Source organism: Vibrio sp. 947, assembly GCF_033339115.1.
GTDB classification, from domain to species: Bacteria; Pseudomonadota; Gammaproteobacteria; order Enterobacterales; family Vibrionaceae; genus Vibrio; species Vibrio alginolyticus.
Genome location: NZ_JAWOTX010000004.1, coordinates 34,809 through 52,867, shown reverse-complemented (window position 1 = coordinate 52,867; position 18,059 = coordinate 34,809). Strand labels below are relative to the sequence as shown.

Genomic DNA, 18,059 nt, shown 5'->3' with positions numbered 1-18,059 from the left:
TGGCATAACACTATATAGTGAATGGAATTCTTGATGTTAGATTATGAACTTAATTACTTTGATAAACTTTTCTTAGATTTAAAGGAGAGAGAGCATAGTTATTGTCCATTCAAGCTTGTGATCGAAGCATATCTTTACAGAAATCCTTCAAAGAAAAGGAAAACGAAACCCCAGCCAAACCGAGATGAATCCTTTTGGAACTCAAAGTTTGTTTTTGAAATTCCACTATCAACATATAAAACTGATATTTTCATACTCGCGTTAACACGCTACTTCGCACAGGATATCGCCAAAAATTTCAACTTAATGACTAAGATTTACGCAGAGTCTCCAGTGACTATTCGCACTGCAATTCGTCGTTCTCAATTGGTTTTAAAGAAAGAGCATGCAAAGTGGAACGAGATTAGAACACTAGCCAATCAAAACCCACATGAACTAATAGAACTCATCACTACATGCGAAGCATTCCAATCAGCACATAAAGACAGGCTAAATTTAGTAAAGGAATTCAGCGAACCGTTACAGCCTTTAACTTTGTTTGAGTTGATGTCATTATCTGCTGCTTACTCATTTAAACACTTAAAGGAACAGGCTGTTTCGTTTGACGGTGGGCTCATAAGTGCAGATTCACAGTTAAGAGCGCTAACAGAGTTAATGCAATGGAAGCTGAGACATGTATCAAATGAAAGTTTTACCTTAAACGATATTAAAATTTCACAGTCTTTAAAGAAATATCATGCTCCTCTAATTTTTCCTTCAAATGAAGATAATTCTAGAGCAGAGGCTTTTTTAGAGATATTCAGCCAATTAGTGCAAGCTCAAGTGGAACTCGATGAGTTTATATCTCAGAGTGTTTATCCATTCTGTTTTGATGATTCGCTTCTTTTTTCGGTCAAAAATGAACGTTTAACATTGACGCATCTAGATAGTGGTTTAGACGATACATGGGATCGGAATGAAAATCGACAAAAAATGCTTAGGGGTTATTGGTTTAACTTAGCAGTAAATGAGTTCATAAGTTCTGGTATGGCATCCAAACAAATTGGAACAAGTGAGAACCATGAAAGTAACCAACTTGCTTACGTCAAAGCAATAGCAAATTCACTCGAACTTCAGAAGGTGTATGGATTTACATCATCCGTGACCACTAGTTCAGGATTCAACGTCAATCTGCTCCAGGCTCTATTAGCTCAAGAGCTAATGATATCTTTTTATTTAAAGGAGTATATCGAAGCATTTGATCGAGAGTATGCAGAGGTAGGTGATTGGAAGAAAGCCATTGGATTAGTTACCATACAAGGACTAGCGACAGGACAAAATCGATTCCCAATCACATGGTCGCTTTGGAAAGATAAGATCAATAATATTGTCGGCTGGACGGCATCGGATGATTTCCCTAATGGCAATATCAATGCAGCTAAAGCAATTTTAGATTTCTGGTGCCTTGATTTGAAAAAACGCAGTGCGCTTTTGAAAGCCTCACCGACCAATGAACTTCAACAACTAACCGAAAAACCTATCTTTAAAATCGGTAGTTATTGTGTTCAACTCCCTTGGCTAATGTCTGCTCAAATAAGTTCAGTTAATGCTGTAAATAATCTACGCCGATTTGCAAACCAACGTAGCTCATTGAAGGATGAGACAACAAGAATCGAAAACCAGTTGGGTGATGAATTCAAGCTCAGAGGGTTCTCAGTGTTAAAAAACTTTACCGCTAAAAGCTGTGGGGGATCAGACGCTGGGGAAATAGATTTAATTTGTGCAATAGATAACATCGTGATTGTTATCGAAGTTAAATCTACGTATTGCAGAACGACTAAGTCTGAAATCTTTTATCATCGAGATAAAACTTTACGCAAAGCAGGTATTCAAGTGAGGAAGAAAGTTGATGCAATAGTAAGGGAGATTCAAGTAGATGATCAGCTTAGGAAAACTTTAAAGTTAACTACCGATACTCCCAACGTAGTTGGGTTGATTGCAGATACGTCCATTGAATTTGACCATGAGTATTTTTCAGGCTTTATGAAGGTAACAATAGAAGAGCTTCTTATTGCATTAGCCGACAATGCTCACTTCTTATGTAACCAAGAACAAAAATTCTCGTCATCACTAGCGTCAGGTGAACAGGTGAACCTTGTTTCCGAAGCGCACTCATTGTACGAAAATGGGTTTAGTGGCAAAGAATTTCTAGAAGTTATAGAGCATTCTAGAGTCTGGGAAAGTGCAGGCCATTTTAATTGTGGTAAGTCCTGAGAAACCTAGATAATTTCTAGGCTATCAATTTACGGTTCACCTGTAACACACTTTTGTCCAATTGTAAGTTACGATCTTGGCAGGATGATTTGTACGCTCTAGTGGTGACTAACCAAGCAGAGATGTAAAATCGAGTATGAGTTACTACAACTTAGTTGAATGCCATGAATGGTATCAGCGGCGATTTCTATGTATTGAATTGGCTTTGAGTTTCATTGTGCGTATTTCGGAGCATTCCTAACACCTATTTCGGTTTAATCCGAACGCACAGCGGAAACAAGCGTTCGCAATCACCGAAATACGCATCATTGGGCGTTTGTTTAGCTCTTGAGACCAAAAATTAGATCCTAACATTGCTAATATAGCTTCGTGAGAAAGTTCACAAACTTTGGAAAAAGTAGCACATGTGTAGCACAGCGACTGAAAAGCAAAAGGCCTGAGAACAAATAAATGCTCTCAGGCCTTTCTATATATGGTGGCCCCTCCCAGACTTGAACTGGGGACCAATCGATTATGAGTCGACTGCTCTAACCACTGAGCTAAGGGGCCTTAATAGGACAACGATTATAGGGGAAGCGTTGCAAGGTGTCTAGATACCAACTAGGGCAATTGCGCTTAGTTTTTATCCACTTAGAACAGTAGATAATAAAAAAGGTGACCTAAAGTCACCTTTTTTGATTTCTAAAAGCTTGTATGCGCTGCGATTATTCGTCTAGGAAGCTGCGCAGAGTCTCTGAGCGGCTTGGGTGACGAAGTTTACGTAGTGCTTTTGCTTCGATCTGACGGATACGCTCACGAGTAACGTCGAACTGCTTACCAACTTCTTCTAGAGTATGGTCAGTGTTCATGTCAATACCAAAACGCATACGAAGTACTTTCGCTTCACGTGGCGTTAGACCTGCAAGCACGTCTTTTGTTGCCACCTTAAGGCTAGTTGCAGTTGCAGAATCTAGCGGAAGTTCTAGCGTTGTATCTTCGATAAAATCACCTAGATGCGAATCTTCGTCGTCACCGATTGGTGTCTCCATTGAGATAGGCTCTTTAGCGATTTTTAGAACTTTACGAATCTTGTCTTCTGGCATTTGCATGCGCTCTGCCAGTTCTTCCGGTAGTGGCTCGCGACCCATCTCTTGCAACATTTGACGAGAGATACGGTTTAGCTTGTTGATCGTTTCGATCATGTGTACCGGAATACGAATCGTACGTGCTTGGTCCGCGATTGAACGAGTGATTGCCTGACGGATCCACCACGTTGCGTAAGTCGAGAACTTGTAACCACGACGATATTCGAACTTATCTACCGCTTTCATCAGACCGATGTTACCTTCCTGGATCAGATCCAAGAACTGTAGGCCACGGTTGGTGTATTTCTTCGCGATAGAAATTACAAGACGCAAGTTCGCTTCAACCATCTCTTTCTTCGCACGGCGAGCTTTTGCTTCACCGATAGACATACGACGGCTGATGTCTTTAATGTTCTGTACGTTTAGAGAAGTCTCTTCTTCAATCATTTTTAGCTTAGCGATTGAACGACGGATTTCTTCTTCGTTACGTTTGATCTTTTCAGCGTATGGCTTGTCTGAAGCAAGAACTTCATCCAGCCAAGCTTCACTTGATTCATTACCAGTGAACAGCGCGATGAATGATTTCTTCGGCATTTTGCCGTATTCAACCACTGACTTCATGATCAGACGCTCTTGTGTACGAACGCGATCCATAGCAGTACGCAGTTCATTCACTAGGTGATCAAACTGTTTAGGCGTTAGACGAAACTCGCGGAATACGTCTAGCATCATTTCATTAGCAACGGTTGCTTTCGGGCTGTTATAGCCGTACTCGTTGATTGCTAATTGAAGATTTTGATAGGTGCTGCGTAGTTGGTTGAATTTCTCTAGCGCTAATTCTGGATCGATACCTACATCTTCTTCAGAATCATCTGAATCGTCATCGCTATCTTCGTCGTCATCAACGTCTTCATCGTCTTCTTCTTCTAACTGAGATTCAGTCAGTTCAGAACCGATGTGTGTTGCCGTTGGTGCAGCGGTGTCGTCAGCATCTGGATCTACAAAACCTGAAATTAGGTCTGTAAGACGTAGTTCTTCAGCTTGAACTTTGTCAAATTGCTCAAGAATGTACGGAATTGTGCCTGGGTATTCAGCAACAGACGATTGAACTTGGTTAATACCTTCTTCAATACGTTTTGCGATGTCGATTTCGCCTTCGCGAGTTAGAAGTTCGACAGTACCCATCTCACGCATGTACATACGTACTGGGTCTGTTGTACGACCAATCTCACTCTCTACGCTAGAAAGTGCAGCGGCTGCAGCTTCGGCTGCATCTTCATCGGTAATATTTGTGTCATCGTTCAGTGCTAAATCATCAGCATCAGGAGCAGTTTCTACTACCTTAATGCCCATGTCGTTGATCATCTGAATGATGTCTTCTACCTGTTCTGAATCTACGATTTCAGCAGGTAGGTGGTCATTTACTTCGGCGTAGGTCAGATAGCCTTGTTCCTTGCCTTTAATAACAAGTGACTTTAGCTGTGACTGCGGATTGTGATCCATAGACGGTATCCAACTTCGTAATCTGGTGAAGGAATCAGTATGCGAAATGCAAACCACTTACTATAACAAATTAAATCGTTGCTGACTAATTAAACAGGGTTACGCTTTTAAATCTAGCATAAGTGCTAGCAGCTCCCTTTTCTCTTCGGCTGATAAACCGACACTTCTTGCTTTGGCCTGCAGGTTTTCAATTTGTTTTTCTACGCACTGGGCAATAATTTTATCCAGTGAGTCTAAAAAGATTTCTTCTTGGTTGTCCTCATCGAGTGGAATGTCCCAACTCGCGAGACGAGACAGAAGGGTCTCATTTTGGCTGTTTCGCCAATGCTCTAATAATTGGCCTGTGTTGATATGGGGATGCGCTTGGCATTTATCAAGTACATCAACAAATAAACTTAGACCAGGAATGGGCAAATCTCTAACGCTGGTTAGATCTGGCACCATACTTACGTATTGTGGGTTTTGAATCAGTAACGCGATCACTTCTCGCATCGGCGTTCGCTTGATTTCTTTATGAGGTTGAGGCCTTTTATCCTCTTTACCTTGTTTTGAAATTAGCTGCTGTAGTTGGCGTTCATCAACCAAACCCAAACGGCGGCCAAGCAATTCTCTCAAGTATAGTCTTAAAGTGCCGCCAGGGACTTTATCAATGAGAGGAACCGCAAGAGTACTCAGTTTTGCCATGCCTTCTTTCGTGCTCATATCGACCTGCTGAGTCAATGAGCTGAACATGAATTCAGACAAGGGCATCGCATTAGACACTTGCTGCTCAAATGCTTGTTTTCCGTTTTGTCGGATATAAGAGTCGGGATCTTCTCCATCCGGCAAAAACATGAATTTTAACTGGCGACCATCCGTTAGGTAAGGCAATGCATTTTCCATGGCACGCCACGCTGCTTCACGGCCTGCGCGGTCACCGTCATAACAACACACGACGGTGCTTGTTTGCCTGAATAACACTTGCAAGTGATCGCCCGTTGTCGAGGTTCCCAATGAGGCAACGGAATAATCTACGCCATATTGAGCAAGCGCGACAACATCCATATAGCCTTCAACCACTAAAATTTGTGGTGGCTCACGGTACGCTTGTAGTACTTCATAAAGGCCATACAACTCTTTACCTTTATGAAATATCGGGGTTTCGGGTGAGTTGAGATATTTTGGTGTCCCATCACCTAATACTCGACCACCAAAGCCTATTACTCGGCCGCGTCTGTCTCGAATAGGAAACATCACTCGACCACGGAATCGGTCGTAGCGGTTGCCTTTATCGTTTTCAATCAACATGCCGCCAGTGACGAGCATGTCTTGGTTTTCTTTATTCTGGCCAAAGTTCTTACGAACTAAATCCCATTCATCAGCCACATAGCCGATGCCAAACTTCTGGACGATTTCACCAGACAGGCCGCGATCTTTTAGATACTCAATCGCCACCTTACTTGCTGGCTGTTTGAGTTGGTTACGATAAAATTGAGCAATGCTGCCCATTAAGTCGTATAGGTTACGTTTTTCACTGCTGCTTGCTTGTGGGCCTGATTGAAACGAACCATTACCGCCGCTACGTTGTTCGCGAGGAACATCTAAACCCAAGTATGAAGCGAGTTCTTCAATGGCTTCGACGAATTCTAGTCGGTCGAACTCCATCAAAAAATCGATGGCATTTCCATGCGCGCCACAACCAAAACAATGGTAGAACTGCTTTTCTTGACTGACACTGAATGAGGGTGTCTTTTCGTTGTGGAAAGGGCAGCATGCGCCGTAGTTTTTGCCTTTTTTCTTAAGTTTCACACGTGCGTCGATGATATCGACAATATCAAGTCGAGCTAGAAGGTCATCGATAAAACTGCGAGGGATGTGTCCAGCCATAAAACCTAACAAAAAAAGAAGATGATGAGTGGAGTGAATGCCTTAAAAGAATGAGCGTATTGCCCATTGATTTCATTCCATCCATCCAGATACAAACAAGCCGTGCGCTCCAAAGGATAGCACGGCTTGCTGCAATTGGGTGGGGTACCTTAAGCCAATTTAGCGCGAACTAAACCGCTTACTTTACCCATATCTGCACGCCCTTGAATTTGCGGTTTCAGAACGCCCATTACTTTGCCCATGTCTTGCATGCCAGCTGCGCCAGATTCAGCAATCGCGTTCTCGATGAGAGCCGCTACTTCTTCGTCTGTCAGTGGTTGAGGCATAAAGTCCTCAAGAACGGTAATTTCTGCTTGTTCCGCATCAGCAAGATCTTGACGACCCGCTGCTTCAAACTGCGCTACAGAGTCGCGACGTTGTTTAACCATCTTGGTCAATACTGCAAGAATGTCGTCATCGTTCAGAGTAATCTGTTCGTCAACTTCACGTTGCTTGATTGCTGATAGGGCTAAACGAATAGTACCAAGGCGCAATTTGTCCTTGGCTTTCATCGCTAATTTTTGCTCTTCTTTGAGTTGATCAATCAGAGCCATAACTAAATTCCTTTTGGAGCTCAGTTATTAGTACAGGCGAACGCGACGAGCGTTTTCGCGAGCTAGCTTCTTAGCGTGACGCTTTTGAGCTGCTGCTTTAGCGCGTTTGCGAACTGTAGTTGGTTTTTCGTAGTGCTCACGACGACGCACTTCAGAAAGGATACCTGCTTTTTCGCAAGAGCGCTTAAAACGACGTAGAGCAACGTCGAACGGTTCGTTTTCACGTACTTTAACTACTGGCATATGCCTTTCACCTCAGGGGTTATTCGTTAACGCTGGTATTCAACAGACCAAATCACAATTGTTAGGTCTCTTACCAGCTTGATCAAAAATGGTGCGGAATTTTAATCCGATCACAACTACTTTGTAAAGCCTTTTGTCGATTATTGTCTGTACAAAATTTGTTTGCAGCACCAAGGCGAGGTAATATGACGCCCAAATTTCCTCTATACAGAAAGCATACTGAGAAAACCATGCGCATTATTGGTATTGAAACCTCTTGTGACGAGACTGGCATCGCAATTTATGACGATGAAAACGGTCTCTTGTCACACAAGCTATACAGCCAAGTAAAACTGCACGCAGATTACGGCGGTGTGGTGCCTGAGTTGGCTTCACGTGACCACGTAAAGAAAACCATTCCTCTTATTAAAGAGGCACTAAAAGAAGCGAACTTAACTTCAAAAGACATCGATGGTGTCGCGTATACCGCGGGGCCTGGTCTTGTTGGGGCGCTATTAGTGGGTGCGACTATCGGTCGCAGTATTGCTTATGCTTGGGGAGTGCCAGCGGTACCTGTTCATCATATGGAAGGTCACCTATTGGCCCCAATGTTGGAAGATAACCCTCCACCGTTCCCGTTTGTGGCGGTATTAGTATCGGGCGGCCACTCTATGATGGTGGAAGTGAGAGGCATCGGTGAGTACAAAATTCTAGGTGAGTCGATTGATGATGCGGCGGGCGAAGCGTTTGATAAAACAGCGAAGCTAATGGGTTTGGATTACCCAGGCGGTCCACTATTATCTAAACTGGCGGAAAAAGGTACACCGGGTCGCTTTAAGTTCCCGCGCCCAATGACGAATGTGCCAGGTTTGGACATGAGTTTCTCTGGTCTAAAAACCTTTACGGCTAACACGATTGCTGCAAACGGTGATGACGAGCAAACCCGCGCGGACATCGCATTGGCATTTGAAGAGGCTGTGTGTGCTACGTTGGCTATTAAATGTAAGCGCGCGCTTGAGCAAACAGGCATGAAACGCATTGTTATTGCTGGTGGTGTGAGTGCTAACCGTCGTTTGCGAGCTGAGTTAGAGAAGTTAGCGAAGAAAGTTGGCGGCGAAGTTTACTACCCACGTACTGAGTTCTGTACAGATAACGGTGCGATGATTGCTTACGCAGGCATGCAGCGCTTGAAGAATGGCGAAGTGGCTGATATGTCAGTAGAGGCTCGTCCACGTTGGCCAATTGATCAACTAACACCTGTCGCTTAATCAAATTTATGCGGTAGGTTTGAAACCGGTTCTGTGTAATAAAGGTCTCTGCTCCTCAGAGGCCTTTATTTTTAATTATTCAATGAACCGCCTCGTTTTACATTCTGACTGATGCGAGCAGTTCGCTATTGTTTCAGTGCTAGGATGACGTGGAAGAATAAGAAATGGATATAACAATGAATAAGTTTGAAATTGAAGGTCAGCAACTTGCTTATCTAGATAAAGGTGAGGGCCCTGTGCTTCTATTTGGTCATAGTTACCTTTGGGATAGCCAAATGTGGGCGCCGCAAGTTGAGGTTTTAAGCCAGTCATTCCGTTGTATTGTGCCAGATCTTTGGGCACATGGTGAATCGGACGCTGCACCTGCATCGACACAGTCATTGGCCGACTATGCACAACATATGTTGGCATTGATGGATCATTTAGATATCGAAGAGTTCTCGATAGTGGGCTTATCTGTTGGCGGCATGTGGGGAGCAGAGCTAACGGCTCAAGCGCCGCAACGTGTTAAGTCACTGGTATTGATGGATACCTTCATTGGCTGGGAGCCAGAAGTTACGTATAAAAAGTATTTTGCAATGCTTGATACCATCAGCCAAGTCCAAGCAGTGCCTGCGCCAATTATTGAAGCCGTTGTGCCGCTGTTCTTTGCCAACAACGTCAATCAGGATAACCCTAAACTTGTCGCTTCATTCAAACGCAGTTTAGAAGAGCTGAACGGTGAGCGTGCGGTGGAAGTAGCTCGCATAGGGCGCATGGTGTTTGGTCGCCGGGATGTGATTGAGGATTCGGAAAAATTTGCTCTGCCGACGTTAATTGCAGTGGGCTGTGAAGATAAACCCCGTCCAGTTTTTGAATCTTATTTAATGAAAGACTGTATCACAGACAGTGAGTTGGTGGAGATTCCCCAAGCTGGACATATCAGTTGTTTAGAGCAACCTGAGTTCGTCAACCAGATGTTGTTGAACTTCCTGAATCGAGTTCATGCATAACCAATACATCCTTCTTTAAACGAAAAACTCGGCATTAAGCCGAGTTTTTTTGTGTCAGTTTTTTCTCGCCGATTTTTGGCTCGTCGCCAGACAAAAGCCGACGAATATTTTGATGATGCTTAAATACGATTAAGCAGCACAGCATAGCAACAGGTAACGTGTATTGCGGTTTAAACATCCAAGTATAAAACGGAGTGACCAAAACCGTGACGAGAGCCGCTAAGGATGAATAGCGGAATAGCGCGGCTACTGACAGCCAAGTTAACATTACCAATCCTGTTAAGTCCAAACCAATCGGAGCGATAGCGCCAAGCGCGGTTGCGACACCTTTTCCGCCTTTAAAGTGGAAAAAGATGGGATACATGTGGCCAAGACAGGCAGCAATGGCGATGACGCCAAGAATGATAGGGTCGATACCAAGAAAGTATCCGCCCCACACGGGGATAGTGCCTTTGAGCATATCGCACAACAAGACTGAAACAGCGGCTCCTCGTCCGCCAATACGCAATACGTTCGTTGCTCCAGGATTGTTAGATCCCACACTGCGTGGGTCTGGCAGTTTTAAGAGTCGACAGATCAAAACCGCACTGGAAACCGAACCTAATAAATAGGCGGCCATTGTCATTATCAGTGCCAGTGCGTCCATAGAAGTCCTTGATGGATTGGAATTTAATGCTCGGTTCCCGCGTAGTTGCTATCATACCCCGAATTTACATAATGCAGAAATCCTCACTGTGATAGAGCTTGCATTATGTGATTTCTTGTATATAAAGATGCTTTCGCAGTTTATACCTAAGTAACATTGTGATGACCAAAGTAAATGTTACTTAGGTATAGAATACTACGATCAAATTACCCCTCACGGGTATCCGACCTCTGTAATAGAAGGACATAAGATGGCTCTGGATAAAGTTTTTATTGAACAGTTAGAAGTAATCACCACAATTGGCGTGTACGACTGGGAGCAACAAATCAAACAAAAGTTGGTTCTAGATATTGAAATGGCACACGATAATAAACCTGCGGGCAAAAGTGATGATGTGCAAGATGCACTGGATTATTCGCAGGTGAGTGAGGCGGTACTTAACCACATTGAAAATGGTCGTTTCTTACTGGTCGAGCGCGTGGCTGAAGAAGTAGCAGAGCTTATCATGCAGCGTTTCTCTGTGCCTTGGGTGAAAATCCGCCTAGCGAAGCCTGGCGCCGTGCCGCAAGCACGTGCTGTTGGTGTGGTGATTGAGCGAGGCCGAGCATGATCACCACTTATATCGGTGTTGGGACGAACGTAGAAAGAGAGCAACATGTGCTTGCTGCGTATCAGGAGCTGCAACGGCTTGGAGAAAATCTCCTCGTATCACCGATATATGAATGCGAACCTATTGGTTTTAGCAGCAAGAATTTCTACAACTTTGTCGTTGCAATGCGTACCGAGTTGTCATTAGAAGAGTTGAGCCATCAACTACGCGAGATTGAATTTAAGTGGGGACGCGAAGAAAACGCGCAAAAGTATCAGGATCGAACACTGGATCTCGATATAGTGTTGTTCGGTGAGCGCGTCTCCAAGAAAAAACCTGAGCTACCTCGCAGTGATATCTACAAATATCCTTTTGTCACAAAGCCGCTGTATGATCTCGAACCGCAATTAGTGATCCCAGGCGATGGACGCACAGTCGCAGACATTTGGCATGCTATGCAGCCAGTCGATTCGCTCAAACCCGTTTCCTTTCATTTTTAATTTGAGTTGTTTACATGAGTTATTTTGAAGCCTTTATTTTGGCTCTGATTCAGGGGCTGACAGAGTTTTTGCCTATCTCAAGCTCTGCCCATTTGATCCTGCCTTCCGCTATTTTAGGATGGGAAGACCAAGGTCTAGCCTTTGATGTTGCTGTTCACGTCGGTACATTAATGGCTGTCGTGATCTATTTTCGTCATGAAGTAATCACTTTGTTTCAAGCGTTATTTGCTTCGATCTTTAAAGGAGATCGCAGTAAAGAAGCTAAATTGGCTTGGATGATCGTGATTGCGACGATTCCAGCTTGTGTGTTCGGCCTATTGATGAAAGACATCATTGAAGTGTATCTACGTAGCGCTTACGTCATCGCGACTACCACGATCGTATTTGGCTTGTTGCTATGGTGGGTAGACAAAAACGCTGAACTCGTTGCCGATGAATACCAAACGGGTTGGAAGAAAGCTGTATTTATCGGTATTGCCCAAGCCTTAGCGATGATTCCTGGAACTTCACGTTCAGGGGCGACCATTACAGCAGCGCTTTACCTTGGCTTTACTCGAGAAGCGGCTGCCCGCTTTTCATTTTTAATGTCGATCCCAATCATTACACTAGCTGGTAGCTACTTAGGTATGAAGTTAGTGACCAGTGGTGAACCTGTCCATGTTGGTTTCTTAATGACTGGCATTATCACATCGTTTATCAGTGCGTACATCTGTATCCATTTCTTCTTGAAGATGATTTCACGCATGGGCATGACACCGTTTGTGATTTACCGTCTGATTTTGGGCGTCGGTTTGTTCGCTTTTCTATTAAGTGCATAATTGATGCTAACGAAAAACGCCCGCGAAATCCGCGGGCGTTTTTGTTTGTTCGTTACTTCTTAAGCGCTGCTTTCACTGCTTCAATACGTCGTTTTTCTTGCTCGTCACGAATCGCAGGGCCTTTAAAGCCCTCTTTGATTATGGTTTGAACGTCAACTGCCGCTGCTGCTTGGTAGGCTTGCCTAAAAATATCCGCCTGTGGATATGGTTGCGTTTCCAGTCCTTTACGACCAGTGTGATCCGCTTGGCAGCAAAGCAAGATATCTTGCAGACGTTCGGGCTTACGCCACACATCGAGCTTATTGAGTATTTTAATTATGGTTTGTGGTTTAAGTTCAGCCGCGCGATGAATATTGGAATGCTGTTCGCACACCATCAAGGCTAAATCACGAAACTCATTTGGTACCCGGACACGTTCGCACAGCTTTTTGATCAGTTTTAATCCTGTATGGCAATGCATTTTGTGGCTTGGCCATTCGCTCTCTGGCGTCACGCCTTTACCCAAGTCATGCACTTGGGCGGCAAACCTGACGGGGAGTGAGTTACTCAATTTTGCGGCTTGCTCTGCCACCATCAAAGTATGGATGCCAGTATCGATTTCTGGATGCCACTTCTCAGGTTGAGGTACGCCAAATAGTGCATCAATTTCAGGTAAAACCACGGTTAATGCACCACAGTCTCGTAGAACCGATAAGAAAATATCAGGGCGAGGAGTAGGGAGAGATTTATGCCATTCTTGCCAAACACGCTCGGGAGTCAGTGTACTTAGCTCTCCAGATTCTGCCATGTGACGCATTAACCGCATGGTTTCGTCGGCAACCGTAAAGTTTAGAGCAGCAAGCTTCGCTGCGAAGCGAGCGACACGTAAAACGCGTAGAGGGTCTTCAATAAAGGCGTCTGATACATGGCGTAGCAGTTTATCGTTGAGATCTTGCTGGCCACCATATGGGTCATGGATCGTGCCATCACTCTCCATTGCCATCGCGTTAATGGTTAAATCACGACGTATCAAATCTTCTTCTAAGGTGACGTTTTGATCGAAGAAACATTCAAAACCAGTGTAACCAGAACCTGACTTTCTCTCTGTTCGTGCAAGGGCATATTCTTCTTTACTTTTGGGATGCAGAAATACAGGAAAGTCTTTACCAACGGCGGTGTATCCTTGGGACAGCATCATCTCGGGCGTCGCGCCTACGACCACCCAGTCGTTGTCATAACTATCAATTCCGAGCAATTTATCTCGAACTGCGCCACCTACTAAATAAACTTGCACGAATTACCTCTTAATTTATGGATATGCCGTTGGACATTGTAGCAAGCAATGGTACTTTTCTTTACTCCTAAGAATAGAAGAAGAGCGTTTATACCATGTCTGACTATTCCCAGGTGGTTTTTTAGCTGGAGAGCCTAATGTATAAGGACTTTTTTGGGTTTGTCGAACAACCATTTTCGATTGTTCCAAACTCACGTTATTTGTATTTAAGCCAACGTCACAAAGAGGCAATCACACATCTCCAAGCTGGGCTAGGCGATGGCGGTGGCTTTGCTATGCTTACTGGCGAAGTAGGTACAGGCAAAACGACCGTCGCAAAAGCGATGCTGGCGAATTTGGGTGATAACACCAAAGCGGGTCTTATTCTCAATCCCACGTTTTCGAGTAGAGACTTGCTCGAAGCCATTTGCGATGAGTTCAAAATCACCTATCCGCCAGATGCAAACCTCAAACAGCTAAACCAGGTTATCCATCAATATTTGCTGCGTAATTATCGTTCAGGCTGGCAGACATTGCTGGTCATTGATGAGGCTCAACACCTTGCTGCCGACGTTCTAGAGCAGTTGCGCTTGTTGACCAACTTGGAAACCGATACCAGAAAATTGCTCAAAGTGTTGTTGGTCGGGCAGCCTGAATTGCAGCGGTTATTACAAACAACACAACTACGCCAACTTGCCCAGCGTATTACCGGGCGTTATCACCTGTTGCCGTTGGATGAAAAAGAGACAGAAGATTACATCGCATTTCGACTACATACAGCAGGTGGCGACCAGCAACTGTTTAATCGTGCTTCTTGTAAACTTATAGCCAAATACAGTCACGGTATACCGCGGCTCATCAACCTTATCTGTGACAAATCCCTCAACATTAGTTATCACCAGGGTAATGTGGTGGTGGATAAGCAAACCGTTCAGCAGGCCTGTGAAGAGGTGATGCAGTTTCAGGCAGATATTTATCAGCAAGATAAAAAAGAGCGCCGGACTTTCCGTTGGCCAGCTTGGGGCTCTGTCACGGTAGGCCTTATTGCTGCATTAAGTACGGGGTGGGCGGTCGTGAATTATATGCCAGCTCAAGCGACGTCAGTGTTGACACAAGTGACGGAGCCAAGAGTAGAGCCAACACCAACCGTCGTCAGCCAACAGTTAACGGATGAGCAGCGTGATTTATTGTTAACACAAAAACAGTCGAACCTCGCTGTAAATGATTTGTATCGTTTGTGGGGATATCAAGCATCGGTTCGCGATAATCTTTGTTTGTCAGAACCGCAGTCGACTATGCGTTGTGAGCGTAAAATGGCGACTTGGCCGCTGTTGATGCAACAAAATCGCCCTGTGATCTTGGAGTTGAATTATCAAGGTGATGTTGGGTATGTCATTCTATATGCCGTCGGTAATGATCAAGCTGAAGTGCTCAATGGTAAGCAGCGTCTCCGTCTGCCAGTTTCGTGGCTAAAGCCGTTGTGGCAGGGCAATATTATCGAACTGTGGCATGCTCCGCTGAATGAAACATTACGTTTAGACATGGAAGGCCCCGCGATTGAAGTATTAGACCGATTATTAGCAGAAGCGGTGAGTGAGCCACTGCTTGAAACGTCTATTTTTGATGGTGCGATGAAAGAGCGAGTCGAATTATTTCAACGTTGGCAAGGAATTGGTGTCGATGGTATTGCAGGTAAGCGAACGCTAGACCGACTTCAGCAAAATGTTCAGCCAGATGCGCCTCAACTGGCGAGAATCGAGAAGGAGGACGCATAATGTCAGCTGTGAAACATATAGGTCTGTTCTTGCTGCCAATCACTGCTTCTGCTATCGGAGTCGCTTGGTACTTAGATCTCTTTGCACCGAGTGTTGAAGTAGATACAACGTCCCCGATAGAAAAGGTCGAAGTGCTATCACCTTTCAAAGTATTGGACTATCCAGAGAACACCCAGTTAGCCCAATTGCCAAGAGAGTGGCCAAGTGCAGAGCTATCGCGTGATTTTGGTACATTTATCCCCCCCGATGAATACACGAGCCATACACCAAGCAGAGATGAAACACGTAACTCAGCATCAACCCAAACGACTTCTGCTGCTGAAGAGGACCTCGGGTTGTCTTTGGATGATCTGGATTTATCCTCATTATCTCCTGATTTAGCTAGGAAGGTCGAAAATGCCTTATCCCGAGATGATGACAATTCGTCATCACAAACGGCACGCGTGAACGATTTAGAGCGCAACGCTCACCAGTGGCAAGGGCGTCTACCTGCGCTTAATTTGCAAACCCATATGTACGCTAGTGATGAAAATCGCCGTTGGGTGAAAATTAACAATGTTGAGTATCATCAAGGGGATGTCGTTGATGATCAGGTCACTCTAAGAGAAATACAACCGCAAGCTGTGATTGTTGAGTTCCAAGGTGAGCAAATTCGTATACCAGCGTTGTATGAGTGGAAAGGGTAACTCTTGTCGAAACACATCAAGCCAGCGAAATCATATCGCTGGCTTTTTATTTTTCAGAGCATCTTTTGCATCTATTCTGGTGATGATTTTTAGATACTCAAACAAGCAAAATATAGCTTTTCTCAGTCGTTTAAGTGGCACCAATATCATTCATCTATTGATAGCGCGATTCCAGTCAGCGTTGTGTAAAAAGACACCATATTCACGAACTTCGGAGTAATGACTTGGTCCACGTTAGACCCCATCACATAATAGGAGTCTAAACAGAGACACATGCGTATTCTGATTTTTTCTTTAAGCATTGTTGCATCGACAAGCTATGCAGCAAAGCCAGACCCATTCCCAGTTACACCAGATAGTCGCGGGCAAGATTTCATGGTCAGTGCGACGAATCCTTACGTGAGTAGTACCGGTTACTCAATATTGAAAGAAGGCGGTAACGCTGTTGATGCTATGGTTGCGATGCAGATGGTGATGTCTGTCGTTGAGCCAGATATGACCGGAATTGGCGGCGGGACTTTCGCGCTGTTTTATCAACATGACGAGAAAAAATTTCTGGCCCTTGATGGTCGAGATGAAGCGCCCTCTAGCGCGAACCCTGAAATGTTTGTTGAGAATGGGGAAGTACTCAGTCGCAACGAAATATTAGGCCCTCGTTCTGTTGCGGTTCCGGGCACATTGCGGTTGCTTTACACCACTCATGAACAATATGGCAAGTTGCCATGGGCAGAGCTGATTAAGCCGGCGATTACATTGGCGAGCAATGGGTACGCGATGAACAGCTACACCTACGACATCGTAGTAAGAGAGCAAAGCCGACTTGAGCAAGATCCGGAAGTGAAAGCCTTGTATTGGCAAGGGGACGATATTAAGCCGACGGGAACCTTGATGAAGAACCCTAAGATGGCTGAGACGCTGAGGAAGATCGCGCAACAAGGCGATCGTTACCTTTATGGTGGTGAGCTTGGTCAGCACATCGTAGAGACGGTTAATAGTCGTATTGATGACCAACACGAGAAGTTGTCTTTAGAAGATTTTAAACATTACCAAGTGAAGCAGCGTGACATCATTGAGAGCGACTACCGTGGGAATAAAATCGTCTCTTTTGGTTACCCAGCTTCGGGCGGTGTGATGGTCGCTCAGAGTCTTGAACTGCTCGCACCCTATGACATTGCCCATATGGCGAAAACGGATGTGGAACCTTGGCGTCTCATGACTGAAGCGATGCGAATTGCAAAAGCCGATCGTATTGCGTATGCCGGAGATCCGGATTATGTGGAAACGCCAGTTGAACAGTTGTTGTCTAAAGCCTATCTAGATCAGAGACGTGATTTAATCCCTGATAATGGCACTTTAAAAGAGGATCCAAAAGCAGGACAGATAACGCAAACTCAGTATGCGCAATATCAAGGCTTCGAGAGCAAAGATACAGGGCATATTTCTATCGTCGATAGAGATGGAAATGCAATTGCGATGACCAGCACCGTTGGCACGGGTATGGGCTCGGGTGTGATGGTCGATGGCGTTATCTTGAATGCGCAGATGGCTAACTTCTCACCTCAGCCAACGGTTAACGGCAAGCCTACGCAAAACTCAATTGAAGCGGGCAAGCGTCCACGTTCGGCTATTACGCCATTAATGGTGATGGACAGTGATGATAACTTGCGTTTGGTGGTTGGGTCACCAGGTAGTTCACAAATCCCGGGGTATGTACTCAAAACCGTGGTTGGGGTGCTGGATTGGAATTTATCAGCGCAAGAGGCTATTGACTTACCAAACATCCAGTATGGCACTAAGATAGACCGCACCAAGTCTTATGACCCGACTGGTTTGCTGGTGGAAAAGAAAACGTTCGCAGAAATGCTGGTGCCTGAGTTTATGGAGCTTGGCTACCCAGTGCACGTTATTCCAGTGGTAAGCGGTTTGAATGCAATTGAGCTAAAAGATGGCAAGCTTTATGGCGCAACGGATCGTCGTCGAGCCTCTAGTTCAATGGGGGAGTAGTACTTACTTCTGTCAAACGAAGCAAACT

At 44.7% G+C, this 18,059-nt stretch carries 15 protein-coding genes and 1 tRNA gene; 9 read left to right on the top strand and 7 right to left on the bottom strand.

Annotation, left to right across the window (positions count from 1 at the left end; genetic code table 11):
* Positions 1–33 precede the first annotated feature (33 nt).
* Positions 34–2,253, top strand: coding sequence for an NERD domain-containing protein (locus R7Q39_RS06280; protein ID WP_318075925.1), 2,220 nt, complete (start codon positions 34–36; stop codon positions 2,251–2,253).
* Positions 2,254–2,726: 473 nt separating this feature from the next.
* Here R7Q39_RS06280 and R7Q39_RS06275 read toward each other — a convergent pair.
* The 5 genes from R7Q39_RS06275 to rpsU form a co-directional block, all read right to left on the bottom strand.
* Positions 2,727–2,802, bottom strand: a tRNA-Ile gene (locus tag R7Q39_RS06275).
* 155 nt (positions 2,803–2,957) lie between these two features.
* Positions 2,958–4,820: an RNA polymerase sigma factor RpoD gene (gene rpoD / locus R7Q39_RS06270; protein WP_005395986.1), complete on the bottom strand. Its 1,863-nt coding sequence runs from the start codon at positions 4,818–4,820 to the stop codon at positions 2,958–2,960.
* Between the two features lie 99 nt (positions 4,821–4,919).
* Positions 4,920–6,686, bottom strand: coding sequence for a DNA primase (gene dnaG / locus R7Q39_RS06265; protein ID WP_005379719.1), 1,767 nt, complete (start codon positions 6,684–6,686; stop codon positions 4,920–4,922).
* A gap of 149 nt (positions 6,687–6,835) precedes the next feature.
* Complete coding sequence (locus R7Q39_RS06260; RefSeq protein WP_005379720.1) at positions 6,836–7,279, bottom strand: GatB/YqeY domain-containing protein; 444 nt, start codon at positions 7,277–7,279, stop codon at positions 6,836–6,838.
* Positions 7,280–7,306: 27 nt separating this feature from the next.
* Positions 7,307–7,522: a 30S ribosomal protein S21 gene (gene rpsU / locus R7Q39_RS06255; protein ID WP_001145625.1), complete on the bottom strand. Its 216-nt coding sequence runs from the start codon at positions 7,520–7,522 to the stop codon at positions 7,307–7,309.
* Between the two features lie 230 nt (positions 7,523–7,752).
* On the opposite strand from rpsU, the gene tsaD reads away from it, so the two are divergent.
* Together tsaD and R7Q39_RS06245 are read left to right on the top strand one after the other, a co-directional pair.
* Positions 7,753–8,769 (top strand): tRNA (adenosine(37)-N6)-threonylcarbamoyltransferase complex transferase subunit TsaD, encoded by a 1,017-nt coding sequence (tsaD, locus tag R7Q39_RS06250; RefSeq protein ID WP_005379854.1) that lies wholly within the window; start codon positions 7,753–7,755, stop codon positions 8,767–8,769.
* A gap of 176 nt (positions 8,770–8,945) precedes the next feature.
* Positions 8,946–9,761, top strand: coding sequence for an alpha/beta fold hydrolase (locus R7Q39_RS06245; protein ID WP_213966846.1), 816 nt, complete (start codon positions 8,946–8,948; stop codon positions 9,759–9,761).
* Between the two features lie 34 nt (positions 9,762–9,795).
* Here R7Q39_RS06245 and plsY read toward each other — a convergent pair whose 3' ends face one another.
* Entirely contained in the window at positions 9,796–10,407 is a 612-nt protein-coding gene (gene plsY, locus R7Q39_RS06240; RefSeq protein ID WP_005379857.1) for a glycerol-3-phosphate 1-O-acyltransferase PlsY, read from the bottom strand.
* A 250-nt stretch (positions 10,408–10,657) separates the two neighbouring features.
* Here plsY and folB point away from each other — a divergent pair, with 250 nt between their 5' ends.
* The 3 genes from folB to R7Q39_RS06225 are packed head-to-tail and all read left to right on the top strand — an operon-like array spanning position 10,658 to position 12,314.
* The gene (gene folB / locus R7Q39_RS06235) at positions 10,658–11,017 is read left to right on the top strand and encodes a bifunctional dihydroneopterin aldolase/7,8-dihydroneopterin epimerase (protein WP_005387458.1); all 360 of its coding nucleotides are present in this window, start codon (positions 10,658–10,660) and stop codon (positions 11,015–11,017) included.
* Positions 11,014–11,496, top strand: a complete 483-nt coding sequence (gene folK, locus R7Q39_RS06230) for a 2-amino-4-hydroxy-6-hydroxymethyldihydropteridine diphosphokinase (protein WP_005387457.1) — start codon at positions 11,014–11,016, stop codon at positions 11,494–11,496. The genes folB and folK overlap by 4 nt, the downstream gene beginning before the upstream one ends.
* Before the next feature lie 14 nt (positions 11,497–11,510).
* Complete coding sequence (locus R7Q39_RS06225; RefSeq protein WP_053304328.1) at positions 11,511–12,314, top strand: undecaprenyl-diphosphate phosphatase; 804 nt, start codon at positions 11,511–11,513, stop codon at positions 12,312–12,314.
* 52 nt (positions 12,315–12,366) lie between these two features.
* On the opposite strand, the gene R7Q39_RS06220 is transcribed toward R7Q39_RS06225, so the two are convergent.
* On the bottom strand, positions 12,367–13,587 hold the full coding sequence (locus R7Q39_RS06220) for a multifunctional CCA addition/repair protein (protein ID WP_318075924.1): 1,221 nt from the start codon (positions 13,585–13,587) through the stop codon (positions 12,367–12,369).
* A 137-nt stretch (positions 13,588–13,724) separates the two neighbouring features.
* Between R7Q39_RS06220 and R7Q39_RS06215 the strand changes: the two genes are divergently transcribed.
* The 3 genes from R7Q39_RS06215 (at position 13,725) to ggt (ending at position 18,031) form a co-directional block, all read left to right on the top strand.
* On the top strand, positions 13,725–15,341 hold the full coding sequence (locus R7Q39_RS06215) for an ExeA family protein (protein WP_033906082.1): 1,617 nt from the start codon (positions 13,725–13,727) through the stop codon (positions 15,339–15,341).
* Positions 15,341–16,027: a general secretion pathway protein GspB gene (locus R7Q39_RS06210; RefSeq protein WP_258509994.1), complete on the top strand. Its 687-nt coding sequence runs from the start codon at positions 15,341–15,343 to the stop codon at positions 16,025–16,027. The genes R7Q39_RS06215 and R7Q39_RS06210 overlap by 1 nt, the downstream gene beginning before the upstream one ends.
* Positions 16,028–16,300: 273 nt before the next feature.
* The gene (gene ggt, locus R7Q39_RS06205; protein ID WP_025768393.1) at positions 16,301–18,031 is read left to right on the top strand and encodes a gamma-glutamyltransferase; all 1,731 of its coding nucleotides are present in this window, start codon (positions 16,301–16,303) and stop codon (positions 18,029–18,031) included.
* Positions 18,032–18,059 lie beyond the last annotated feature (28 nt).

Bases quoted from the DNA above. Each gene is read 5' to 3' on its own strand.
- R7Q39_RS06215 (WP_033906082.1), top strand. From the start codon at position 13,725: ATGTATAAGGACTTTTTTGGGTTTGTCGAACAACCATTTTCGATTGTT.
- rpsU (WP_001145625.1), bottom strand. From the start codon at position 7,522: ATGCCAGTAGTTAAAGTACGTGAAAACGAACCGTTCGACGTTGCTCTA.
- rpoD (WP_005395986.1), bottom strand. From the start codon at position 4,820: ATGGATCACAATCCGCAGTCACAGCTAAAGTCACTTGTTATTAAAGGC.
- tsaD (WP_005379854.1), top strand. From the start codon at position 7,753: ATGCGCATTATTGGTATTGAAACCTCTTGTGACGAGACTGGCATCGCA.
- folB (WP_005387458.1), top strand. From the start codon at position 10,658: ATGGCTCTGGATAAAGTTTTTATTGAACAGTTAGAAGTAATCACCACA.
- R7Q39_RS06245 (WP_213966846.1), top strand. From the start codon at position 8,946: ATGAATAAGTTTGAAATTGAAGGTCAGCAACTTGCTTATCTAGATAAA.
- dnaG (WP_005379719.1), bottom strand. From the start codon at position 6,686: ATGGCTGGACACATCCCTCGCAGTTTTATCGATGACCTTCTAGCTCGA.
- R7Q39_RS06210 (WP_258509994.1), top strand. From the start codon at position 15,341: ATGTCAGCTGTGAAACATATAGGTCTGTTCTTGCTGCCAATCACTGCT.
- folK (WP_005387457.1), top strand. From the start codon at position 11,014: ATGATCACCACTTATATCGGTGTTGGGACGAACGTAGAAAGAGAGCAA.
- R7Q39_RS06260 (WP_005379720.1), bottom strand. From the start codon at position 7,279: ATGGCTCTGATTGATCAACTCAAAGAAGAGCAAAAATTAGCGATGAAA.
- R7Q39_RS06280 (WP_318075925.1), top strand. From the start codon at position 34: ATGTTAGATTATGAACTTAATTACTTTGATAAACTTTTCTTAGATTTA.
- ggt (WP_025768393.1), top strand. From the start codon at position 16,301: ATGCGTATTCTGATTTTTTCTTTAAGCATTGTTGCATCGACAAGCTAT.
- plsY (WP_005379857.1), bottom strand. From the start codon at position 10,407: ATGGACGCACTGGCACTGATAATGACAATGGCCGCCTATTTATTAGGT.
- R7Q39_RS06225 (WP_053304328.1), top strand. From the start codon at position 11,511: ATGAGTTATTTTGAAGCCTTTATTTTGGCTCTGATTCAGGGGCTGACA.